This is a genomic window from Lysinibacillus sp. S1, assembly GCF_044986265.1.
Lineage (GTDB): Bacteria > Bacillota > Bacilli > Bacillales_A > Planococcaceae > Lysinibacillus > Lysinibacillus capsici.
The window spans coordinates 756,355-780,313 of the sequence record NZ_CP173154.1; the positions used below are offsets into that span (position 1 = coordinate 756,355).

The following is a 23,959-nucleotide window of genomic DNA, read 5'->3' on the forward strand; positions in this document are numbered from 1 at the left end:
TCTTATGAGCGGGTTTCATTTACTTTGGAGCGGGTTGCCCTGCTGAAGAGCGACTTCCTCACACTACAGAGCGGGCCTATTCCTTTACAAGCAACAGCCAGCTACTTTAGATTCAGCGTCATCCTGTCAATAAGTAAGGAAATACCCAGAGCAAGAATCATATCGAAGTAAAATAACACTTGCTCTGGATTATCTAGCCCTGTCCCAAGCTGCGATCATTTGCTCAAAACAAGCCCCATCACTTTTCAGAAATGCGTAGTTTCTCAAAATTTCGCAGGAAAATTTTTTGTGCCTGTGACTCATTGTCTGGAGCAATGCCTAGCAAAATGACTGTACAGGGGCCTGCTGATTTTGCTCCATCAAGAGCGCATTCCACATGTCGCTCCCCAAACAGACGGGCAAATTCTCCTTGCAGCCCCCTTGATCCGACTGGCCATACTTGCTGAACAATTTCTGACTGCCATGCCTTGAAAACAGGCAGCAACTGCGCCACATCTTCAGGCTGTGCCAACACCTCTTCACCCACAAGCGGCAGGCCATAGGTGTACCAGCTAAGCTGATCGTGGTCAAATGCTCGACGCTGCTGCTGAATTTCTCCAAGCATTGTAACAGCTAAGCCTGACTGCAATGTGGGCATATTGGATTCCGTACTCCCCGTAATGGCTGGGCATGTAAGACCTGCCTCTGTAAACACTTGCTGTATACCTTTTTCATAGCGAGACCATGCGGCATCTCCAGAAAAATTCGCAAGTAGAACTTGAATAGGTAGTGCCTGTGCAGCAAGCTGTTCTAAAAACGTTACACGGGCTGTCATGTAGGCTGTCAATTGGTCTGGTGCTGACACAACATCTTGCGGTTTTTGTCCAATGGCTGCGGCATTATCCATGGTCGCAATGAATGCCCCTACTTTCATCGCATTTCTCACTGTGCACGACCTTCCTTACGCACAAAAACCTTTGATAGGACGGGCATTACTACCGCAACAATGATTAAATTGATCACCGTTGCCATTAGAATACTACCTAAAGCACCCCAGAAAAATGCTGGACTAATAATAAAATAAAATGGTAGTGGCGCAACAATACCATTTAATACTAAGGCAACTGGCCATTTCCAAAAGTGCATGCCTTTTTTATGCATCACCCCAAAGACCCATACGACAATCAACATTTCTACCGCAATAATAATATGTAAAGGTCCTAGGGGGAATCCAGATGTTAATGCTGTAATAAAATGGCCGATTAATCCAGCAACCCCTGCTAAGATGGGGGATAGAAAGACAACACCTAAAAAGGCAGGAGCCGAATCCAGTGCAGCCGTTGAAATAAACGCTGGTACCTTAATCATTGCTCCTACTGCACAGATGGCCGCTACCATCGCCGTCAAAATCAATTTTCTTAATTTTTGTCGTTCCATTTCATTCCCTCTTTTCTGTTGAATGTCTACTTTACTTCAATGGCTCAGCTATTCCATACCAAATCCGTACAACTTGCTCCGCTTCCTTGAACAAAGCTTGATATAGTCGACCACAGGTATCACGTAGCTGTCGGGCTTGTTTTTCCATTGGCACAACCCCACGCCCCATATCCGTCACAATAAGTGCGAGTGTACAATGGTGTTCAAGCTCTTGTAATGTGGCTAGCACCTTTTGTACGATTTGTTCATCTTCCTCCAAGTTTTGTGTCACAAGCCATTTTTCTAAGTTCTTTAGGACAAGGACATCACAGGCGGGCGCTACCTCAGGTAGTTCGCCAGCAATCATAACCATCTGTTGCGGTTCATACAAGCGCCTCACATAGTCGGTTTTGCCGTTATAGGCACCTCCGATAAAGACATGCATCTTGCTCCCTCCTCCCAAGCCATTCTTGTAAATGTTAAAACAAATTGTTTATCATGTGGCACTTGATAGGACCAAAAGGGCTGTTCTGTTGGCGCAAAGGCAACAAGTAAGGCACGAATAACCCCACCATGAACCACTAAATAATAGCTATCCTCATTTTTCGGTAAATAATGAAATCCATCTACAACACGTTTCATAAAATCATCGAATGCCTCACCTTGTGGAGGGGGTGTACGGATTGGATCATCTATCCATGCTCGATAGTGAGCATCCATTTTTAGCTCCTCATAAGTTTTCCCTTCGAATGCACCAAAGTTCGTCTCTCGAAGGGATGCCTCTGCCTGGTAGCTAGCATTGGGAAAATAATGAGCAGCCGTTTGTCGACAGCGCTGTAGATCACTGCCATATACCTTTTTAACCAATGCATCTACAACAGCAAGCTTGGCTGTATCTGCTAATGGTGCGTCCGTCCACCCAAGGTAACGCTTTTCAAGATTCTCTTTAGTAGGCGCATGCCGTATTAAGCACACAGTAACAATGTCACCCATAGCACAACCTCCATCCCTTCAATGGAGGCACCCAGTAAATCGCCAGATACTCCACCAAAATTGCGCAACGTAAATTGTCGAAAAATAAAAAGTGCAATGGCTAAAACGACGACTAGGACAACAGGAAGAAGTAAGAACTGCGTGCTGATAAAAACAACCGTCATCGCCAATACGAGCGATAACAGCATGATCACTTTTAATCGATTAGCATTCATATGAGACTTAAAAAAATAAGCAAGACCTTTTTCCTTTGAGCAATGGAGTGACATAAAATAAAAGCTCATGCCCACCCTTGTTAGAAATGGAACGAATAGTACCATCCACAAGTCGAACTTCTGCTGCACTAAAAGCTCATGTAGAATAACAAATTTTCCCATTAATAAAAACACCACAGCCAATACTCCGAACGCTCCCACACGGGGGTCATCTAAAATCTCCAATCGTTTTTCTCGATCTCGATAGGAAAAATAGGCATCGCCCATATCAATAAAGCCGTCTAAGTGCAAACCACCTGTCCATAAAGCAAATAGCCCTATCACAGTGAAAGCTAGCATCACTTCACTGCTGGCTGTCCACTGCATAAGACTATAAAGCACAGCTGCCACCGTTGTTCCCATTAAAGCACCTATCCACGGTAAGCAAGCAAACATGCCTGTGATGGTGGACCTTGTTAGCGGAAGCTCTTTATGTACTGGCAATACCGTAAAAAATTGAAATGCCAGTAGGAGGCTATGCCAAAAATTTTTCATCCTCTTGCCTTCCTTCTTGATTATTTCCATCTCTTTACAATGCCATAGTTCATTTCATAGGCCTCCTGTGCCATAGAAACCAACCATTGATGGAACTGTCCGAGCGTTCGTCGGTATAATTCTACTTCATCACTAGCATAAGGAGGTTCATCAAACAGTTCATTGGATACCACAAAAAAAGTCAAATCCTTCTTCAGTAGCGATTGGATCGCCTGCTTGACGGCCTGTAGCTTCTTAGCTAAACAACCAGGCTGTTGTAAACAGGGTGTCCCCTTGTCATAGCCTTCGTAAAAAGCATTGGTCAGCCAAGTTGTCACGCAATCCCACAGCACCACATCTCCATCCTGAAGTGTCTCAAATACTTCAGAAATTGCATAGGGAGCCTCCACCGTCAGCCATTGTACAGGCTGTGCCTGGCGATCTGCCTGATGCCGTAAGATTCTTTTTTCCATTTCATGATCTAAGGCAATACCCGAAGCCAAATAGAGCAAGCGTTTCGCTGTACATGCCTGTGCCTCATAATGCTGAAGCGCTGCTTGCTCGGCAAAATGGGATTTACCACTACGTACACCACCTGTAATAAAAATAAGCGCCATGTAGGACACCTCCTATTGTAAATGATGTAAATTACCAATATCCTTCACAAGCCATTGTTGACCTTGCCGTTCAATCACTGTCACACTTGTCCCATGAATGTATGGGGCCGCCCATAGCTCACTAATACTGCGCTGTAAAATAGCATTGATAATGCATTTAATCGTTACAGCGTGGGAGACAATGAGGATCGTTTCATTGTGATGTTGGGCTGCTATTTTTTTTAATGTAAACATCGCTCTTTCTGTTACAGCTCCAAAGCTTTCTGTATGACTCGCCACAAACTGCGCAGGGTAGTTCGTATATAGCTCATAATCAAGCTTATGTGTCGCCAGTATATCGTCGATTGTCTGCCCCTGCCATTTCCCTAAATAGATCTCCCGTAAATCATCTTCATAGGCAATAGGCAGCTTGCGATTGGCCATCAAAATAGCCATCGTCTCTCTTGCACGACCACTTGAACTACAATAAGCAGCGGTAAAAGGAATCTGTTGCAGTTGCTTGTGAAGTTTTTCAGCCGCTGCTCTACCGTTTTCCGTTAATGGAGAATCCAGCCACCCCTGTAGTCGATGCTCCTGATTCCATTGTGTTTCCCCATGTCTTACTAGATAAAAAGTTGTCACTTTTCTCTCCCCTTATTTAGGTTAAACCACGTTTGTAGACAATTATGTAAAGATGTCATGGCTGCAATGTCTTTTATGCCAATACGGAACCACTCACCCTGCAAACCTTGAAAGTTTTTTGTGTGACGCAGCACAACACCCTGTGCAAGACAATAGGTGAAAAAGGCGTCTGCTTGCTGTGTTTTCGGTAAGGAGAAGCACACATAATTCGTTACACTATTCGTTACTTGGCAGCCATTGTCCTGTAAGTAACGATGCAGCCATTCCCTTTGCGCAGCGGCATAGGTAATTGCCTGCTGACAATAGTGCTGTTCGTCTAAACAGCTTGCCCCAATTACAAGCGCAAAGGCATTTAAATTCCAATGCGGTAGCATTTCTTTTAAGGCGCTCACAATTGTAGCATGCGCAACCAAATACCCAAGTCGTAAACCTGGAATCGCATACATTTTAGTCATCGAACGAACGACAATAACATGTGGGTTTTGGGCACTAAACTGAATCAGCGAATGCGCCTCATCTACCCAATCCATAAATGCCTCATCGATAACAAGCTCACAGTTAACGATTGCTCCGTGTGCGATTAAGGCGAGTAAATCTTCCTTATTTGGCAATACGCCAGTTGGATTATTAGGTGTACAAAGATAAACAGCATCTGCCGTCAACATTTCCTGCTGTAGCTGCTCTAATGGCAATGTGTAATTGATAAAATCTGTCACGACAATAGGAACAATTGTAGCACCTGCAGCACGCAATGTTCGCTCATACTCTGAAAAAGTTGGATGCACAATGATGACACGCTTATTGGCATAGCGTCTTGCTAGTACACTAAAAAGCTCTGAAGCCCCATTGCCTAGTAAAATCGTATTCTTTGCTACTTGATGAAAAGCAGCGACCTTCGTTAAAAAAGGCTCCCCATCTGGATCTGGATAGCGCTGAATTAGTGGATAAAAAGTACGCCAACGTGCCTCCACAAAGGCTGGTGGTCCTGCCGCATTGACATTTTCGCTGAAATCATACACCACCTCAGGCATCGTTAAGCCTAATTGCTGATAAACATTTTGCGGATTTGCTCCGTGATTAGGTAACCGCATAAATTAACACCTCCACTGCTAACATAACAAGCGCAAACAGCACTGTGGCAATACGCATATGAATAATGGACGTTGCAATATGCTCTTTCGTTAATGGCACTAATTTTTCCCCCATAATTGCTCGATGAGAAACAACGCCCTGATACGTATTTTTTCCTCCTAGCTGTACACCAAGCTGCACTGCAGTCGCTGCCTCTAAATAGCCACTATTTGGACTAGGATGCTTCTTAGCGTCCTGTACCCAACGCTTTAAGCGCATGCCAAGCGAACGATCTGTTTCATTTTTCGTACCAAGCACGATCAGTAAGCCTGTAAGGCGACTTGGAATAAAATTCAGGACATCATCAAGCTTGGCTGAAAACATACCAAAGTCTTTATATTTTTCATTTTTATAGCCCACCATCGAATCTAAGGTATTGACAGCCTTATAGCCCCATAAACCAATTGCCCCAAATAGAAAGGCATAAAAGAGTGGAGCTGTCACACCATCACTTGTATTCTCAGAAACCGTTTCTACCACACCACGCACAATTTCATCCTCACCTAGTTTATCGGTATCACGTCCGACAATCCAAGACAGCTTAACACGTGCTTCGGAAAAATCCCCTTTGACAAGCGGCTCATAGACAGCCATCGCCGCCTCCTTCAAGCTCCGCTGTGCCAGTCCGATACCAATCAGCAGACCCTCTACAAGGATGCCAAAAATGATACTCACCTGATAGCTTAGTAATAGAATTAGCGTCACCACAAACATGGTCGTGCCAACAACAGCAAGTGCCATCACTGTCCCACGTAGCTTGCGCCATTTGCCCTTATTCCATAAAGCTGTTTGCGATTGAATCAAGTGTCCAATCCAGCGTACAGGATGAGGAAGCTTCGGAGGGTCCCCTACTACTAAATCAAAAATAAGCCCTATGATGCAGGCAATCACGATAGCAATCATTTAGACCTCTCCTCTTTATCTTTTTTGTATTTCCTAACCGCCTCACACATCGTTTCATAAACACCATAGCCAATGACCTTACCAAGCATAGTGATGGGACCTGCATATTGATGGAAGTCCCCTTCTTCTGTCGAGGCAATAAGCAAGCTATCAGTAGATGTACCTGTAGCTAGCGTGCCTGTCGTAGGATCTGTAACACCTTCATCTACTAAAGCCTTGACCTTGGCTTCCGTAGTTGAAATCATTGCCTGAAAAAGTGCCTCATCAGACAGCTTGCCATTGATCAGCACCCAAGTATTAATGGTGCCTGCATGGTACTGCTCCTCTCGTTGAAAAGCACGGGTAATATCCACCGCATTGCCAAGCCCTGCGGTAATCATAATGACAAGGTGGATTCCCTCATATGTAAAGTCACGAATAGTCGCAAACTTGGCTTGGACAGCCGTCATCATAGCCACTGTATTGTCATGCGGGAAATGCTGTGCCTGCAAAAACTGCAGCAATTCCTGATGTGGCTGTCGTTCATCATAGGTAATAGGCACCGTTCGATTCATCAGATGCGTATAATGACCAAAGCCTGGGTTATGCATGGCTGAGGATACAACCTTCATGGCTGAAGCTGTTTGAAGGGCAACATAATCGTCAAAAATATGAATGCAATCCTTAGTAAGTATAGGCAATCAATCGCCTCCTCGCGATAAAGTTATGACGGAACATAAAAAAACAAATTCTTACAAAGAAGAATTTGTACGGTCGATTCTTTATTAAAATTTGAACCTTCTGAACATTTGTACAGAATAACAACTTCATAATACTCAAATTATTTATTTTCTTTGAAATTGTATCATAACTTTGGCTATTGTCACAATTCCATTTTCAAAGTGTTATTGCTGCTTTTGTTTGAGATTCTTAAAGCGGATGACAGAGCCGACGATAATAAAGACCCACCCAATGCCTATGTAAACAATTTTCATTGTTTTTGTCGATGACGGTAAAATATCCATAATCGTTAAACAGACAAAAAGTATCCCGATGATTGAAAAAAGCATACCGATTGTTAAATTCTTCACGAATAACCCTCCCAACTATGTACGCCCTCGATTTTACCGTATTCTCAGCAAAAAGAAAACACTAATCCAAGCAAGAAACACTTGGATTAGTGACGATTGTGTCATTATGCTTTTGCATGGGCAAAAAACTCTTCATATAACGCTTGTAAAATGCGGTTTTCATATTCCTGAAGGACACCAAACACGAGGCTCACTTCAGAAGAACCTTGATTGATCATTTCAATATTTGCGCCAGTTTTTGAAATCGCTGTGGCAGCACGGGCAGCTAATCCTGTGTTATGACGCATCCCTTCGCCCACAATCACGATCATGGAAAAACCGTGACGCATTTCTACATACTCTGCATGTAGCTCTTCTTTCACACGACTAAGAATGCGTGCTTCATTTTCTGGTGTTAGTTGATTCGAACGCATGATGACAGAAATATCGTCTAAACCAGWTGGTGTGTGTTCATAAGAAATATTTTCATCTTCTAAAATTTGGAGTAGCTTACGTCCAAAGCCTACCTCACGATTCATCAAATATTTAGAGACATATAAAGTTGAAAAGCCACTGTCTGCCGAAATACCTGTAACTGGACGACCTGTTGCAGGACGGCTTGGTACAATACGTGTACCTGGGGCTGATGGATTATTTGTATTTTTTATGTTAACGGGCACCCCAATCTTGTAGACAGGCATTAACGCTTCATCATGGAACACTGAAAAGCCTGCATATGATAATTCGCGCATTTCGCGATACGTAATTTCTTTAATTTCCACTGGATCGTTGACGACTTTCGGATTCGCGGAGAACACACAATCCACATCCGTAAAGTTTTCATACAGCTCCGCTTCAACGGCTGCTGCTAAAATAGAGCCTGTAATATCAGAGCCACCGCGGTCAAATGTTCGCAATACGCCCGCTTTAGTGTAACCGAAGAACCCTGGGAACACAATAATTTCTTTTGTGTCTTTTAAAGGGGCTAAATTAGCATACGCTTCAGGTAATGCAAAGGTTCTTTCTGGTAAATCATTGACCACTAAACCTTCTTTAGGACTGACATAGCGTGCGGGCATACCAATGGCATTAAAGTAAGCTGCAATAAGCTTGGCGTTATTATCTTCACCTGCTGCTTTAATACTATCGATGAATAATTCCACATTTGTTTTGTCACCTTGTACACGTTCACGTAAATCTTCTGCGATTACGTCACAAATGGCATTATCTAGCCCCAAACCATCAGCAATCGCTCTAAAACGATCCACAACAGTTTGCAATTTTTCCTCTGTATTCTCTTGTAGTAACGCTGCATTTGCTAATTGTATTAATAGGTCAGTTACTTTTATATCGTCACCAGAACGTTTCCCTGGTGCTGAAACGGCAACAACCTTACGCGCCGGATTAGATTTTACAATGTTTGCTACTTTTTGTATTTGTTCTGCACTTGCTACAGATGTTCCACCAAATTTACACACGATCATATCTATCAAATCCTAACTTTTTCAAATTAATTGTATTCCTCCACAAAACAATTGACTGTACACAGTGTACAAATTATCGTTTCCTACGTCAATACAATTTAAAAAATTCACGCAATTTTTCGAGAAATATGGACAATTTTCGTACTGTTTGATTTATTATACGGATTTCACATGAAATAGTTAAGGTTTTTGTGAATTTTTTTTCGTGACGTTCACATAATCGTGAAATTTTCGGTTTTGACTTTCTTCTATATAAATGAAGAAAACGCTTACTCCATTTATGATATGCACAAATATCCACTATGTCTGTGCTATTTTTGTATGTATCAGGGATTCCTTCAGCAAGGCTTTTTCTTTTATTTATGAGGTTTTTCGCTCGTTCCTGAGGCCTTTATGGAGTGACTGTGGATATAAAAAAACTAGGCTCACGTCGAGTGATGCCTAGTTTTTTTTTGCTATTGGATTAAATGGCTGTCCAGCCGCCATCGATTACGAGCTCTGCGCCTGTCATAAAGCGGGATTCGTCTGACGCTAAGAACACTACGCCATAAGCTACATCTTCAGGTTCACCGAAGTATGGTAATTGCGTGTAAGCTTGATAGTATGGCAATGCACCGCCCTCTTCCATCGTAGGCGCTGTCATTGGTGTTACAATAATGCCTGGATGAACAGAATTCACACGAATTTTATCTTTACCATATTCAATCGCAGCCGATTTAGAAAGCACACGAAGCGCTCCTTTTGCTGCTGTATAGGGGCTTGTACCAGCCATTCCCACGATTCCACCGATCGAAGAAATATTGATAATTGAACCACCGCCAGCTTTTTGCATTTCAGGAATCATATATTTCATGCCAATGATACAACCATTCAGGTTAATATCCATAATTTTATTCCATTCAGCCATTTCCATGTTGGCAATTGTTTTAGGTGATGAAACGCCCGCATTGTTGACGAGGATATCTACTTTGCCATATGCCTTTACAGCCTCGGCAATCACTGCTTTCCACTCATCCTCAGAAGTAACATTATGTTGAAGACCAATAATGTCCCCACCATTTTCTTTAATTTCTTTTACTAAATTATTCAAGGGCTCGATTTGTACATCTGTTGCAATGACCTTTGCGCCTTCTTGTGCAAATAGTTTTGCCTCAGAAGCGCCCATTCCCATTGCTGCTCCTGTAATAATTGCTACTTTCCCATTTAAACGACCCATCATAAAACTCCCTTTCTTCTATATAAATGAACAATTCGTGAACACGTTAACAACTAGTTGTATTATCGACACGGTGTCGTTAATATAATTATAACGCGCAATTGAAAAAGGGCAAACAACACCAAAGCCCATAATGATGCTTTCACAACACTTGCAATCGGACTGTTGTTTAAATTGAAAATTTAATACAAGGAGCTTCAAAATGTCGAAAAAAATGGACCCTCGCGTCATCAGAACGCGCCAATTATTAAGAGATGCACTAGTGGCATTAATTGATGAACAAGGCTATGAAAAGATTACGGTACAAGATATTACACAACGGGCTACATTAAACCGTGCCACTTTTTATTTACATTACCGTGATAAATTAGACCTTCTCTATCAAAGCTCAGAAGAAGCCTTGCATGAGCTTGTAAGTAGTATCCATCCACCCTTCGAAGAGAAGAAGGATTTTGATTTATTACCAAATTATGACCAGCCACATGAGACATTTATGCATTTATTTGAACAAATAGCGCTGAATAGTAAATTATACAAGGTCTATCTCACAGAAAAAAATATCCCTTATTTCTCCGATGGCCTTAAAGACATTATTATCAATTTTGTCTCGAGCGGCATTCAAATGATGGWGCCTGACGACCAAAAGCTGACCGTGCCGCGCGAAATGGCCGTCCGTTTTTATGCAGCCGCCTTTCTTGAAGTAATCGTCTGGTGGTTAGAAAATGATATGCCCTATACCCCCAAATTTATGGCGACCCAGTTAATGCGTATTACCATTAAAGGCCCTTATATTGACAACCCTTTTGAAAGATAAAGCAGAACACCAAATTTCAATTAACAACAAAAACAAAAGGTAATCACAACGCAAATGTGATTACCTTTCTCTATTTGTCTCGAAAGTTATACGATTTTCATGTTTAATTCTCTGGTAGGGTTATAGAATTGTAACCATTTCTCCGCTTCACTGACCATCCACGTTCCAAATTCATTTAAAAACAATAACAAAACGTKCGTGTCGAATATGGGTGTTATTGCATATTCAAGTGCCCTTCTCATGTCGCTTTCCTTGTCAGGGAAATATTCTGAGAACCGTTTGTAGGCGGGGTATAAATCCCTTGTATAGGTGTTTTCCTTCGTTATGACAAGTGCAAGCCCTGCTCTTACTATAATTTTCATAATCCACTTACAACAATCTTTAATATCCTCTCTATCCGAATTATCTTGAAGATCATCACAGGCATTTTTTATTTGCCCCTGCAAATGAATAAGGTGGTCATTCGCTAAAGCCTCGTTCGCTTTATATCTTGGTAATCGAGGTATTAAATCCTCTCCAAAGACACATATACTATGGGTTTGGAGGATGAAACTAATGATTGAAAAAGATGTCGTATTTAAAATATCTTCTTTGCCGAATACACTTAGCTCAATCCCATCTACACAATCATGGTTTTGAGTTAAAGCTTGCTCTACTTCTTTTATCCGCTTTACCTGCTGTTTTTTAGGCTTATGCTTCGTAACCGCTATTGTGTCTAAGTCAGCTACTCCTTCAATACCTATACCCTTTGGAATCGATCCCCTTATATAAATGCTATGTAAGTCATCTTGGAGAAGGGTGCGATAGGTATGAACCACATCGTTGATGACAGCAAGAAAAATAGGGTTGATTTTATTCCAATCTGCATGATTAATTATGTATCCATCACTATCCGTCAGACATAAGCTGCCAATTTCTTTTATAGTCGTCATTACATCGCTCCTTTTATGTGACTGATTTACTTAATAATGGATAGCATGTCCTATACAAACACACTATCCTACTTTCATGTTGGAAGTCCTTTGAAACTAACAGCATTTACTTTTCTTTAAATTCAAATTCAATTTTTCCTTCTACCAAACGTAGGGCTGCATTAAATTGTTTGCCATTCTTTGATTTAAAGCCTTTCATCATAGTAGTTTTCCCACTCTTACATAAATCATGGATGTTTTTTTCCGTTAGTTTTTTTCCTAATAGCCTTTGTGGGAACGTTTGCTTACAACCATTTTTATAATTCGAACATCCGTAAAAGCTTTTACGCAAGCCTATTTTCCCTTCCTTGCATGCTGGGCACATGGCAATATCTTTTTCCACAGCTGGTTTAAACTGCTCTGCTTCAATTGTCAGTGACTCTAACTGTTTAGGCACCTCTGCTATTAGTTGATGAATAAACTTGCCTATGCTCTCAATAAAATGCTTGGCAGAGCCTTCCCCATGGCCAATTTTATGTAAGTAAATTTCCCATTTGGCCGTCATGGAAGGACTTGACAGTAATGTTCCTTCAATTGCCTGACATAAAAGCTGTCCTTTCGGTGTAATGCTCACGATATTTTTTCGTACTTCAATAAATCCATGCTTCTTAATCGTCTCGATAATGCCACTTCGAGTTGCTTCCGTCCCAATCCCTTCAATCGATTTCAGCACCTCGATTTCCTCTTCATCCTCAACCGATTTACCACAGGTTTTCATCATCGTAATGAGTTGACCTTCTGTATAGGGCTTCGGAGGTGTTGTCGTGCCTTCTAGTATAGCAATCTTACTTTGTACCAGCTCATCTTGGAAGACAACAGGTAAAGACTCCTCACGCGCCTGCACCTCTGTCTCATTTGAAAATAATTCTTTCCAGCCTTTGACAAGCTCTGTTTTCCCTACTGTTTTAAACTCTACATTTTTGACATTCGTGATAATCGTTTTTTCATCGTATTCATAATCCTGATGAAACATAGCGAGTGTCGTATTGAGGATTTCAAAATAAATATTTCGTTCATCAGCATTCATGGATTGCAACGCTTTGGCGGTCGGTATTTTTTTCGTTGGAATTATCGCATAGTGCTCCCCAACATTGGCACTGTCGACATAGCGCTTGTTCTTCCCTCTATTGATTGGCTGAAATGCTTTTCCCACGAGCTGCTGATAGTTTCCTAATGATTCATTTAAATAAGCAAACTCATTATGTGTAATGAGCTGTGAATCGGTACGTGGGTAAGAAACGAGCTTTTTCTCATAAAGTGATTGCGTAAGTTTCAACACATGTGATGGACTGTATTTCCAACGTTTATTGGCAGCCGCTTGTAAAGTTGATAGCGCATGTAGTTTAGGCGGTGCCATTCGCTTCGTTTTGTTCGTGACACTTGTAATGAGACCTGTATCATTCGGTTCAATCCCATGCTGTTGCAATAACTGCACTGCCTCAGCCCGCTCTTTTGTCTTTAGCTTCGCCTTCCCTTTATATACACCATGTTGAGCTTTAAATACCCCTTCGATTTCATAAAATTTTTCAGGCTTGAACTGTTCAATTTCCTGCTGTCTTTTATAAATTAAATAGACGGTTGGCGATTGTACTCGTCCGATGGAGATACTGCCCTTGAAGCCCTTTTTCTGCAACAGTAGCGTATAGAGGCGACTACAGTTCATACCCACTAGCCAATCGCTAATTTGACGCGTTTTGGCTTCTTGGTACATAAGCAAATCACGCTCATTACCTTGCATATGATTAAAACCTTTTCGGATTTCCTCCACTTCTAATGAATTGATCCATAATCGTTTAACTGGCTTATTTACTTTTGTCATTTTCAAAAGGGAGTAGAAGATATTTGAACCCTCACGTTCACTATCACAGCAGTTATAAATCATTGTTACTTGGGGATCACTAAAGATTTTTTTGACTGCATTGAATTGTGGATACATTTTAGAGACCACTTTATCTTCAAATTTTTGCGGAATGATCGGTAATGAAGCAAGCGACCACTTCTCCCATTCCTTCTGATATTCTTTCGGCTCCTTTAATTCAACAAGATGACCAACCGCCCAGGTAATAACTGCACCATGAGGAAAAGTAGCACAAGGTTCCAGTTCAATAAAGGTTTTCTCTTTTTGCTTCACTTTAAAGGCGTCTGCATATGCTCTTGCTTGAGATGGTTTCTCTGCTAATATAGCAATTTTCCCCATTAATCATCACATCTTCTTTACAATATTTTAGTAGCTTTTCTATAAAAACATAAAACTCAACTAATCAGATTAGTTGAGTTGATGGTGAAATACCTTACTACTATTTTACTTTAAACCATATAAAATAGCACTTACTAAAATCTTTGACCTTTTAAGCGAATTATAAAGAAGCAAAAATTTTCTTTACCCATTCAAGATACGCTCGCATATAGTATTCCTGCTTAAAGCCATGATTCTGGTCCTCTGCTACTATCACAGTCACATCCGCGTCTGCGTTTCGTGCAGATTGGATATACTCCTGTGGACCTTTTACCCCGATTGCTAAATCCTTTGTCCCATAAGCTATAAACTGAGGTATATGAGCTGTTCTGAAATGCGTAGATAAATCTGTCTGCTGCAAGAGCTCTTCACGTTTTTCTGGATTTCTGACATCTTCATCATTAAAAGAAGCAAAGAGCATGGGCACATTATAGCGATACGTCAATGCAGGGTAAATCATAGCAGCAGATGCTACTTGATCATCAACAGCATCAATGGCATCAGGCTGATAACTAGCAGGAAACAGATTTTCTCCCTGAATAAGGTTAATAAAGCTACCCGTTTGATAGCCTCCAGCACTAAAACCTATTAAACCAATTAGATCTGGATGGAGACCATAATCATTGGCATGATAACGTAGAAATCGGACAGCACGCTGAACATCTAGCTGTGGAATAGGCCACTCATAGGGATTGGAACGATAGTGGAGAAGGAATGCATTAATACCTGCTTTATTTAATGATGCAGCTACTTCCTTTCCTTCCGCTGTTCCTCCATCCATTTCCTTAAAGCCATAACCACCACCTGGCATAATAATGACGGCACTGTCACTGTTCGCTACCGTATAAGGAATCAGATAGGGCTCATCTTCATAGGTTGATTTTTCATAGCCCCCTTCAATTTCATGGACATAGGTAAAGGTATCAATGGCCGCTTCATTGTCTTTATAGTCTTCTCCCACAATGCCAGTGGAAAATTTGAATGTCGCCAAAAGTCTGTTAGGATTGCCCTTAATATTCATATCGTCAAGCTTACTTCCCGAATGATTACCTGCCACTTCTTCTCCCCAAATCTCCACCTTGTCTTCAATATCCGCAACTGGCTTGCCTGGTTTATTTCCTAACGGATTAATCACAAGAATAGCGTATCCAATCCCCATAAACAAAGTCAGTATAACTAGAAGGATTCCTGCCATCTTGGCTATTTTCTTCACTACCCTCATCATAACCCCCATTAAATTTACTTATGTATCGTTTACTATTTATTATCTCGGGTAAAGGATTATTAACCTTTAGCTCATTCTTTAGCAAATAACGATTGAAGATCTTGTATAGCATCATTACAAGGTTGTATTCTTCCATTTTCTAAAGGATTAAAGTGACCCTTTAGAGGAAGCATGACGTATTCCTTACTAAAGAAATGTCTGAAGACCACAAATTTTTTAAAAACTGCATACGTACCTTGTAATGACGTAAACTATAAAAACACAACAATAATTCTTTCGGAATATGAGGTAGGTATTGTAAAAAAGAAGGAGGGATACGATGTTTGATGAAGCTGCATATTTTATTTTTAGAGCACTGTTAATTTTAACTGTTTTGGTTGTTGTGGTTGGAATCCCACTTGGTGAAACCCTGATTAGAAAAAAATAAAACTGCATCTAAATGGATGCAGTTTTTGATTTTTATCCTACTTTGTGTCGGTAATAGATTTTGGGATTGTTGAAATAATGAACTATATAGAAGTCTTAGAATGGATTTTCACCTTTTATAAAAGGAATAAAAACTACATAATTTGAACCAATAAAAATGAGCCAAAAGAGTACGGATGTACGTCGCTGTTTAAAGATATTACTTTCCTGAAAAATAAAAATACCGACAATCAAAGAGTATAAGACGAATAAAATATACGATAATCCAAACCAGTTTACCCATACGTCACCTGTAAATTGAATTCCAAAATTCTCGTATATAGGTCTTAAAATATAAGTTGTAAAAAGTAAACCAATCGATAGAATTACAATGATTTCGAGTAAACTAAGTACAACTTTCTTCCATTCATCCAAATAAATTACCTCATTTCTTCTGACAACATGAAAATATAAACCTGCGTAATGGTACAAACAAAGTTGCAATGTTGTTTAAGTAGAAAAAGGCTCTACTCCTTATTAAAGTAAGTCCGTTAAAACAATAGTAAAACACTATCATCCACCTTAAGGAACTGTATTACTCATAACCGTCACAAAGCCGTTCAACCAGGCTGTATCAATTAATTGAAGTATTCCCAGTCTTGCGGTATCACTGTAGACATACCAATGATTTGCAGTAGTATCATGCACCAAAACCCCGCCCAAGTCCCCCGTGGAAAAATAAATATCAAACCGTTTGATACTGTTCGAGTCTTGGTCTAAAAAATCAAATTGCGCAGTTTTATCATAGTCTCCTACTGGAATGGGATGAGAATCCCAAGGATTATAAGTAGGTGCTTCGATTTTACTTCCATTATTTTTTATAAAAGTATTATAAATAGCTTCGTTATAACCATTCCCATTGATTTGCTGTACGACTCCGCCTAATGTCATATGATATTCGTATTGCAATGCTTTTACTTTTATACCATCAATAAAGAGAGGCTGTGTCTCAACCGTTACTGTACCGTTTTTGTAAGCGATATTGCTGCCAAATGTTTCGGCAAGAAAACGCATCGGAACAAAAGTACGATTATTCTTCATATATGGCTTTACATCAAGCGTTTCTGTTTTACCGTTTTTCACCACTTGATTACGATTAAGTTTTAGTGTTACCTGTATATCGTTTTTAGTAAGGGTGATTTGGGCATCCGTCCATACAACATTTACCCCTAATTTTTCACTAATTACACGTAAAGGAACCATTGTCCGATTACTTTTAACTTCTGGATTTACATCAGATGCAATTGTAACACCGTCAACTTTTATTTGAAAATCGGCTGCATATGCCGGTGACGAAGTCATGATTAGAATTAACCCAAGATAAATTCCTGAGAACACTTTTTTCAACTTTGAACACTCCTTTTCTTAAAACTCACTCCCCAAAAATACATTCCACTAAATATTTTACCATAAAAATCCACCTATATCGTTAAACTATCCTGCTCTTTATTCAATCTACATGACCCATAAAAGAAGACGCGTTTCGAAATAAACGCGTCCGATTATTAGATAAAGATACTGATGAAAACTAGAATTGATGTCCTTTCTAAAAACCTAATAAATTCCCCTACTAAAGGATGGCTGCCAAATCCCTTGGGCATTTTTCTCCATACCTAGCTCAATTGGTCCTTCAAGTGAAATAAATTTTACAACTCCTGTTGTATCTGTTTGTTGCTCAAACTCCGCATGTTCTAGCCCAGCAAAGAGGTTTGCAATAATAAGGCGATTTATTTCCTTTGTAAACAACTCCTGACGTACGATTTTCGTTTTCTCATAATATCTTCGAACACTTTCTGTTTCTTCGTTCTTATTTGTTGTAAACAATGCTTCATATGTTTCATAATCTTTTTCAATATCACTCAATAAAAACATTTTAGTAATCGCTTGGGGTGTCATATTTTTTAACTTTTCAATATTATAATCCGCTTTAAAGGCATCAAAAACTTGCTGCTCCTGTTCAGCCAATTCAAATGTTAGCTCAAAATTTTGGAAGCCTACGACCTTACCGACTAATTGCCCCTCACTAATTTTCATAATCGTATGGCCTTCGTCACTGTCATAAACAACCATTTCTTTTTCTTTCGTAGAAATCGATTTGTCATTGAATGGCGCTGGTCTTGTTCCATAATTATGAAAAAAGTAAGGATTCTTAAATGGGTCATTAATTTCCTCTTTTTTTATTTGCTCATTTAATCCATGTACTTTTAATGGGGTATCCTCTACTAAAATTTGCCCTTGCTTCATTGTTACATGATCATTCCCTAATCCTAATACAGTTGAAACGACAAGCCCATCCGTTCCATAAAAAGCAATATAATCTCCATACGTAATGGGGGCTTCCTTATCGATAATCATTGGTAAAAAATGCAGCATCCATTGTTTTCCAAGTAGATGGGCATATTTCGGTTGAATGATGTCTAACGAAGAAACATCATCGACAATCGGTAGTAGCTCATTTTGCTGACTTGCGGTTTGTAGGTTATTCTTTTGAGAAAACTCAACGAATAGCATTAACCCAATAATGAAACAAGCTGCAATAGATACGGTGACAACCTGCCAGTTGAACTTTCTTTTTATGGGTTTCTTTTGCAATATACGTTGCTTGATGTCGTTTGTAAATGGGGCATCTTGTCGCAATTCTTCTTTTAGCTTGTCTTTAAATTCCTTCATAAAATATTGCCTCCAGTTCCGGATTTGTTTTCAACAATTCTCTCGCTCGACGAATTCTTGTACGAACGGTGTTTTGTGAGACGTTTAATAAACTAGCAATTTCAGAAACATCAAATTCTTCATAATAAAACAGTACAATGACTTCCCTATAATGAAGTGGTAATGCAAAGACAATTTGCTTTAAAGTTGCAAAATCTTCAGTTGCTATATATGTTTGCTCTACGGAGGGTTCAGTTCTACCTAGTGGTAAAAGCTTTGAAATAAATGATTTTCTCTTTTGTTTACGTAGTTCATCGTGACAGCAATTAATAGCGATACGGGTTAAATACGTTTTCAATGAAGCATCTTTTCTAAAATCGTCTTTATGTAATAAGTACTTCATGAGTACGTCCTGTGTAATCTCCTCTGCAAGCTGAAAATCCTTCATATATAAATAGCTAAGATGATACAAATATTCACCATATTGTTCTACGATTTGTTCCAACAACAACTCACCTCGTTTCAATCCTACTACTTAGACGCTCGTTTTCTAAAAAATTGTTCAATCTCCTGGAAATATTTTAGAATAGCCTTTTTATCAAGATTGCAGTAGTATGCAATGCACTTCTAGATGATGCAACAGTACCTATGTATTAGATGGGCTTACTGATAATGGCCCTTTTCATGAAGAAAGACGCTTTTCTATTATTTCAGAAAAGCGTCCCAGAAGATCGTTATTCAACTTTACCTATAGTTCGTTCAAGAAGGACTGTTCTTTTTTCGATTTGTTAAATAAATCTACTCTTTCTTTTATACTTTCGTTCTTACTAGTATCCCACCATTCAACGACCACATAAATCTCATGTATATCTTTCAGTGTAATAAAGTCACCATTTTTATTGATGTATGGCCCTGCAATAGCACCAGTTGTATATTCTGCTATATTCGTCTCACCAGTAACTGAATCAGTATGAACTACTGAATCATCACTCTCGATAACCACATGCGTTTCAAAGTGGAAGAAATCTGTCATATACGTATTGACGTTTTTCATTTTTAAGGTCCCAAATCCTGCTTTAAAGTCTTCTGGTGTTATAACAATTTCATACCCAGTTAGATTCCAGCTTTCACTTTCACCCATCAATAATAAATAATAAGTATTACCACTTTTTTGAGCATTGCAGCCAGATAGTACAAAGAACGACAACATCAAATAAATGCAAGGCACTAACCCTTTTATATATTTCTTCATTCAATCCCCCTTTGAAAAATGAATGCAATTCAATTCTTTAAAAGAAAAAGACACGTTCCTATATTAACGCKCCCTTTTCTKGAATAAAAAATGAGTTACTAACTATTCATAAACTTTTGTAGGCAACTTGAACGATTTGTTGTTCACCATTCTTTTCAAAAATCTTATAATTTTCCATCCCGATTTTTTCCGCAACTTTTTGGGATGGGATATTTTTTAAGGTCGTGTATGAAAATATTTCAGAATAGCCCAGAACATTCCATGCATATTCCTTACAAGCAGATGCCGCTTCTGTCGCATACCCCTTATTCCAATACGCTTTAATAATGTGAAAACCGATTTCAGGTAACCATACACCGTCAATGTTCTGCATGGTTATTCCACAATCACCGATAAATAGATCTCCTTCTTTTAAAACAACTGCCCATAGTCCGTGATTATATTGCTTATAATTTTTCTCATTCCATCTGATCCAATTTTTAACCTCTTCTTGATTAAAGGGATGAGGGTAATATTGCATAGATTCGGGGTCGGAAAGCACTTTTGATAATTCATGATGATCGTCCATTTTTAACGCTATAAGGTATAATCGTTCCGTCTCGATTATCTTCAAAATACCCACCMTTTGCTTTTAATATATTTTGCTACAATATTTCATTTAGAAATGTGCAGTATCTGTTTTTACCCATTTGAAGCCAAAAAGTTACCCAAAGTAATGATGGACACACCAAACAACAAGAAACAGMCTKACTATCCCCCAAGCAGTGGTACTCCATATCCACCAAACTACAGATCTTGCTTTTGATGAATTTCCCTCTTCTTCCATATTCAACTTTATAAAAGCGACCTTACTTTCCATACCTTTTTTCATAGAAGCGAGCACAACAAATCCAATTATTATGAAACCAATAGTTACCCAAAGTAGTAGGTCCACCTTTACACTCCCTTTATATAATTGAATTTCAGCGCAATTTATTATAATAATTAGATTCTACAAAGATAACAATATACCTTGTGTTAATTCAAGTGCGTTTTAGTATATCATGTATTAAAATGCTGAAACTTAAAGTGCCAGAAGCTTTGTTTGAAAACTTTACTTAAAAGAATGTTATTCAACAATTGGACCCAATGTTAAGATAGACACGCAAATGTAAGATGTATTGCTTTACTCAACAATATGACCCTTAAATGGAAAGGAGCAAAATAGATGGCCCTATCCCTCACTTTGCCTACTCTATCCATCACTTTTCACGTTGTATCCGCTACTTTTCATGTTTTAACCGCCTTTTTAGAACCTATCCCTCACTTTGGCTGCTCTATCCATCACTTTTCACGTTGTATCCGCTACTTTTCATGTTTTAACCGCCTTTTTAGAACCTATCCCTCACTTTGCCTGCTCTATCCATCACTTTTCACGTTGTATCCGCTACTTTTCATGTTTTAACCACTACTTTAGAACCTATCCCTCACTTTGGCTGCTCTATCCATCACTTTTCACGTTGTATCCGCTACTTTTCATGTTTTAACCGCTACTTTAGAGCCTATTCCTCACTTTGCCTGCTCTGCCATTTGAGTGGTTGAACTAGAGTCATAAAATAAACCGACCCAATGGATCCGCCAAGTGCAATTAATTGCATGTGACGCGTACTTAATTCCCGCTTTAGTTGTGAATCTTGATGATTATCTTTCATAATGCTTACTCCTCATACGTTTAGATTTTCAAATACTTGTTCAAAAAAGGAATAAATCAGAACCACCAGTCTAACTGGTGGTTTGCTCTACGCGTGAAACGCTGGGGTACTGGCCCATGTCTAAAGACACACTGAAAGGTCCGCCAACCGCACTCCGTTTTCACGCTACCACTAAAGTGGTTTTATTATTTTCGCTTTTTTGCTTGTATTTCTTCTCCTGTAAATGGATCAATGAATTCTTTCATGGTCATTTGATCCTCAAGTATATCCTCTTGCAATTGATTTTTTATATATTCCTGTATGATTTTTCTGTTTCGTCCTACTGTATCTACATAATATCCGCGACACCAAAACTTCCTATTTCCATATTTGTATTTCAGGTTCGCATGCCGATCGAATATCATTAAACTACTCTTCCCTTTCAAATAACCCACAAACGATGAAACACTTATTTTGAAGTGACCCCTATAAGTTAGACACGGTTATTTCGTTTAGGCAGCTTGGGTAAACTGAGTTCGGTATTCTACCGGACTCAGTTTTAATTTTGCCTTTAAACGTCTCGTGTTGTAATACGTTATATACTTTTCAAGTTCCTTTTTAAAATGCTCGACACTATCAAATTCCTTTAAGTAGAGGAATTCTGACTTCATGATGCCGAAGAAATTCTCCATGACAGAGTTGTCATAACAGTTTCCCTTACGTGACATACTTTGCACAATGCCTCTTGATTCAAGGGCGTGGCGATATTGTTTCATTTGGTAATGCCAACCTTGATCTGAATGCATCAATAATTGATGTTCCTCTGGCAACCTCTCTAGTGCCTTCTCCAACATTTCTGATACAAGCGAATATGTTGGTCTATGACCAATTGTGTACGTAATAATTTCGCCGTTAAATAAGTCTAAAATAGGTGATAAATAGAGCTTTTCACCAAACAGCTTAAACTCCGTAATATCTGTAACCCATTTTTCATTCGGTGCTTCTGCTATGAAGTTACGATCCAATCTATTAGGCGCAATCTTACCGATTGTCCCTTTATAAGATTTGTATTTCTTCATACGCACTAAGCACTTTAAACCTAATTCTTTCATGATACGTTGAACCTTTTTATGATTCACTTTTTTCCCACGATTTGCTAGCTCATCACGAATACGACGATAACCATAACGACCTTCGTGTTCGTTATAAATTGCTCGAATTTCGGCCTTTAACTCGGCATCTGGATCTGGACGATCCATCTTCTTCACTAAATCATAGTACGTGCTACGTGGAATGCCTGCGAATTTCGCAAGCGCCTTCACCGAGTATTTATGCCTTAATTCATAGATGACCTTTACTTTGTCTTCTTTGGTGATTTTTCCTTGGCTTGAACTAAGGCGTTCAACTTTTTTAAGTACTCATTTTCCATACGTAGACGATTGATTTCTGCTTGAAGTGCTTCAGGTGTCCCTTCTACTGGTGCTTGTTTTGGTTGTTTGTTCGTTTCTTTTTTCATGGATGGATGCCCCTTTTTCCTTGATTGAAGGGCATCGAATCCTTTTGTTTTAAATTGCTTTTTCCAACTACGAAGTGTAGAAGGCGTAGCTATCTTAAAGATAGCTGCTGTTTCAAGTAAGGACGTACCATTTTCAATCATAAAGTTTAGTACGTCTAGTTTAAACTGTGCCGAATAATTTGTATATCGCTTTATAAACGCTTCTACGCCATTATACTCATATTGTTTCGCCCAATTAAGAATTGCTTTGTGATCTGTTCCGATAGATTTAGCAATTTCATGTGAACTTTCATTGCCTTTTATGTAACGTAAGGCTGCTTGTAGTTTTTCTTCCGATGTAAATTTAGCCATATAAAAACTGCTCCTCCAAATGTTAGATGTGTCTAACATTTGGGGAGCAGTTCATTTTTGGTGGAATACTCACCAACATATGAATGTGATCAGGACAGGCTGTGGCTTCAATGATTTCTACTCCTTTTCTTTCACATAACTGGCGAAGAATTCTACCTATATCTGCTTTGATTTGTCCATAAATAATCTGCCTTCTATATTTTGGCGCAAAGACGATGTGATACTTACAATTCCATGTCGTGTGTGCTAAACTTTTATTATCCATTTGGAGCCCCTTTCGTACGAAGTCGGTTGACCAGACCTGATTTCATTGTACGGCTGGGGTTTTTTTCTTGTCCATAGCTAGAAGCTCTTTGGAACCCCTCGCATAGCAAGGGGTTTTCAAAATATACAAAAAAACGCCCTTTTGGATTAACCAAAAGGACGATTCAACTCGTGTTACCACCTTTAATTTATAAGCAATTCACATTACTTACCTTAAGAAGTACGGTCATTTGACGATACTCTCGCACATGATTACGGGTGTATGATCTTTTCGGTACAGAGCTCCAAGATGAATTCTCACTCGTTTTACATGCACCTCTCATCAACCGGTAGCTTTCTGTTCGTAAAAATAATTGATACTATTTTTTTCATAGCCTTTGTTCTAGCCATCTCACGAGAAAGAGTAGAT

General features: G+C 39.3%; 26 protein-coding genes and 2 pseudogenes. 1 reads left to right on the forward strand and 27 read right to left on the reverse strand.

What is annotated here, in order from left to right:
- Nucleotides 1-238 precede the first annotated feature (238 nt).
- The 13 genes from ACHZEU_RS04065 to ACHZEU_RS04125 all read right to left on the reverse strand — a co-directional run bounded on the left by ACHZEU_RS04065 (nt 239) and on the right by ACHZEU_RS04125 (nt 10,137).
- Entirely contained in the window at nt 239-925 is a 687-nt protein-coding gene (locus tag ACHZEU_RS04065) for a hypothetical protein (RefSeq protein ID WP_066038515.1), read from the reverse strand.
- Nucleotides 922-1,416: an ECF transporter S component gene (locus ACHZEU_RS04070; protein WP_048390640.1), complete on the reverse strand. Its 495-nt coding sequence runs from the start codon at nt 1,414-1,416 to the stop codon at nt 922-924. The genes ACHZEU_RS04065 and ACHZEU_RS04070 overlap by 4 nt, the downstream gene beginning before the upstream one ends.
- A 31-nt stretch (nt 1,417-1,447) precedes the next feature.
- Nucleotides 1,448-1,840, reverse strand: coding sequence for a bifunctional adenosylcobinamide kinase/adenosylcobinamide-phosphate guanylyltransferase (locus ACHZEU_RS04075; protein WP_048390638.1), 393 nt, complete (start codon nt 1,838-1,840; stop codon nt 1,448-1,450).
- Nucleotides 1,792-2,388, reverse strand: coding sequence for a histidine phosphatase family protein (locus ACHZEU_RS04080; RefSeq protein WP_404804058.1), 597 nt, complete (start codon nt 2,386-2,388; stop codon nt 1,792-1,794). The genes ACHZEU_RS04075 and ACHZEU_RS04080 overlap by 49 nt, the downstream gene beginning before the upstream one ends.
- Nucleotides 2,361-3,137: an adenosylcobinamide-GDP ribazoletransferase gene (gene cobS, locus ACHZEU_RS04085; RefSeq protein ID WP_048390697.1), complete on the reverse strand. Its 777-nt coding sequence runs from the start codon at nt 3,135-3,137 to the stop codon at nt 2,361-2,363. Before cobS ends, ACHZEU_RS04080 begins: the two co-directional genes overlap by 28 nt.
- A 20-nt stretch (nt 3,138-3,157) precedes the next feature.
- Entirely contained in the window at nt 3,158-3,733 is a 576-nt protein-coding gene (locus ACHZEU_RS04090) for a bifunctional adenosylcobinamide kinase/adenosylcobinamide-phosphate guanylyltransferase (protein ID WP_048390634.1), read from the reverse strand.
- 12 nt (nt 3,734-3,745) lie between these two features.
- A complete protein-coding gene (locus ACHZEU_RS04095; RefSeq protein WP_048390631.1) occupies nt 3,746-4,354 on the reverse strand; it encodes a histidine phosphatase family protein in 609 nt (202 codons plus the stop codon).
- A complete protein-coding gene (locus tag ACHZEU_RS04100) occupies nt 4,351-5,445 on the reverse strand; it encodes a histidinol-phosphate transaminase (protein ID WP_054548767.1) in 1,095 nt (364 codons plus the stop codon). Before ACHZEU_RS04100 ends, ACHZEU_RS04095 begins: the two co-directional genes overlap by 4 nt.
- A complete protein-coding gene (cbiB, locus tag ACHZEU_RS04105) occupies nt 5,432-6,388 on the reverse strand; it encodes an adenosylcobinamide-phosphate synthase CbiB (protein ID WP_404804059.1) in 957 nt (318 codons plus the stop codon). Before cbiB ends, ACHZEU_RS04100 begins: the two co-directional genes overlap by 14 nt.
- Nucleotides 6,385-7,068 (reverse strand): adenosylcobinamide amidohydrolase, encoded by a 684-nt coding sequence (locus tag ACHZEU_RS04110; protein ID WP_048390626.1) that lies wholly within the window; start codon nt 7,066-7,068, stop codon nt 6,385-6,387. The genes cbiB and ACHZEU_RS04110 overlap by 4 nt, the downstream gene beginning before the upstream one ends.
- 204 nt (nt 7,069-7,272) lie before the next feature.
- Nucleotides 7,273-7,458: a hypothetical protein gene (locus ACHZEU_RS04115; protein ID WP_048390624.1), complete on the reverse strand. Its 186-nt coding sequence runs from the start codon at nt 7,456-7,458 to the stop codon at nt 7,273-7,275.
- Nucleotides 7,459-7,562: 104 nt separating this feature from the next.
- A complete protein-coding gene (locus ACHZEU_RS04120; RefSeq protein WP_404804061.1) occupies nt 7,563-8,921 on the reverse strand; it encodes an aspartate kinase in 1,359 nt (452 codons plus the stop codon).
- Nucleotides 8,922-9,384: 463 nt separating this feature from the next.
- Nucleotides 9,385-10,137 carry a glucose 1-dehydrogenase gene (locus ACHZEU_RS04125; protein ID WP_054548769.1) on the reverse strand — a complete coding sequence of 251 codons (753 nt, stop codon included), beginning with the start codon at nt 10,135-10,137 and terminating at the stop codon, nt 9,385-9,387.
- A gap of 202 nt (nt 10,138-10,339) precedes the next feature.
- Here ACHZEU_RS04125 and ACHZEU_RS04130 point away from each other — a divergent pair, with 202 nt between their 5' ends.
- Complete coding sequence (locus ACHZEU_RS04130) at nt 10,340-10,951, forward strand: TetR/AcrR family transcriptional regulator C-terminal domain-containing protein (RefSeq protein ID WP_404804062.1); 612 nt, start codon at nt 10,340-10,342, stop codon at nt 10,949-10,951.
- Between the two features lie 86 nt (nt 10,952-11,037).
- Here the strand turns inward: ACHZEU_RS04130 and ACHZEU_RS04135 are convergent, their stop codons facing one another.
- The 14 genes and pseudogenes from ACHZEU_RS04135 to tnpA (ACHZEU_RS04200) all read right to left on the reverse strand — a co-directional run.
- On the reverse strand, nt 11,038-11,883 hold the full coding sequence (locus tag ACHZEU_RS04135) for a nucleotidyltransferase (protein WP_404804063.1): 846 nt from the start codon (nt 11,881-11,883) through the stop codon (nt 11,038-11,040).
- A gap of 106 nt (nt 11,884-11,989) precedes the next feature.
- Entirely contained in the window at nt 11,990-14,119 is a 2,130-nt protein-coding gene (topB, locus tag ACHZEU_RS04140; RefSeq protein WP_404804064.1) for a DNA topoisomerase III, read from the reverse strand.
- Nucleotides 14,120-14,279: 160 nt separating this feature from the next.
- Nucleotides 14,280-15,353 (reverse strand): alpha/beta hydrolase, encoded by a 1,074-nt coding sequence (locus tag ACHZEU_RS04145; protein WP_404804065.1) that lies wholly within the window; start codon nt 15,351-15,353, stop codon nt 14,280-14,282.
- 552 nt (nt 15,354-15,905) lie between these two features.
- A complete protein-coding gene (locus tag ACHZEU_RS04150; RefSeq protein WP_054548773.1) occupies nt 15,906-16,223 on the reverse strand; it encodes a hypothetical protein in 318 nt (105 codons plus the stop codon).
- Between the two features lie 147 nt (nt 16,224-16,370).
- A complete protein-coding gene (locus ACHZEU_RS04155; protein ID WP_404804066.1) occupies nt 16,371-17,195 on the reverse strand; it encodes a copper amine oxidase N-terminal domain-containing protein in 825 nt (274 codons plus the stop codon).
- A gap of 207 nt (nt 17,196-17,402) precedes the next feature.
- The gene (locus ACHZEU_RS04160) at nt 17,403-18,518 is read right to left on the reverse strand and encodes a hypothetical protein (protein ID WP_404804067.1); all 1,116 of its coding nucleotides are present in this window, start codon (nt 18,516-18,518) and stop codon (nt 17,403-17,405) included.
- A complete protein-coding gene (locus ACHZEU_RS04165) occupies nt 18,505-19,002 on the reverse strand; it encodes an RNA polymerase sigma factor (RefSeq protein ID WP_016994968.1) in 498 nt (165 codons plus the stop codon). Before ACHZEU_RS04165 ends, ACHZEU_RS04160 begins: the two co-directional genes overlap by 14 nt.
- A gap of 243 nt (nt 19,003-19,245) precedes the next feature.
- The gene (locus ACHZEU_RS04170; RefSeq protein WP_131519913.1) at nt 19,246-19,749 is read right to left on the reverse strand and encodes a hypothetical protein; all 504 of its coding nucleotides are present in this window, start codon (nt 19,747-19,749) and stop codon (nt 19,246-19,248) included.
- A gap of 106 nt (nt 19,750-19,855) precedes the next feature.
- A complete protein-coding gene (locus tag ACHZEU_RS04175) occupies nt 19,856-20,362 on the reverse strand; it encodes a GNAT family N-acetyltransferase (RefSeq protein ID WP_404804068.1) in 507 nt (168 codons plus the stop codon).
- A 90-nt stretch (nt 20,363-20,452) separates the two neighbouring features.
- Nucleotides 20,453-20,683 carry a hypothetical protein gene (locus ACHZEU_RS04180; protein WP_404804069.1) on the reverse strand — a complete coding sequence of 77 codons (231 nt, stop codon included), beginning with the start codon at nt 20,681-20,683 and terminating at the stop codon, nt 20,453-20,455.
- A 607-nt stretch (nt 20,684-21,290) separates the two neighbouring features.
- Nucleotides 21,291-21,440 (reverse strand): hypothetical protein, encoded by a 150-nt coding sequence (locus tag ACHZEU_RS04185; RefSeq protein ID WP_196333027.1) that lies wholly within the window; start codon nt 21,438-21,440, stop codon nt 21,291-21,293.
- 185 nt (nt 21,441-21,625) lie between these two features.
- Nucleotides 21,626-21,895: pseudogene (gene tnpA / locus ACHZEU_RS04190) on the reverse strand (IS200/IS605 family transposase); the annotation flags it as partial.
- Nucleotides 21,896-21,931: 36 nt separating this feature from the next.
- Nucleotides 21,932-23,286 (reverse strand): IS3 family transposase gene (locus ACHZEU_RS04195; RefSeq protein ID WP_139111235.1). Its coding sequence is split into 2 segments (ribosomal slippage): nt 21,932-22,833 and nt 22,833-23,286, totalling 1,356 coding nucleotides; the frame shifts between segments, so codons are not numbered across the junction.
- A 43-nt stretch (nt 23,287-23,329) separates the two neighbouring features.
- Nucleotides 23,330-23,551, reverse strand: a pseudogene (gene tnpA / locus ACHZEU_RS04200) (IS200/IS605 family transposase); the annotation flags it as partial.
- Nucleotides 23,552-23,959: the final 408 nt, after the last annotated feature.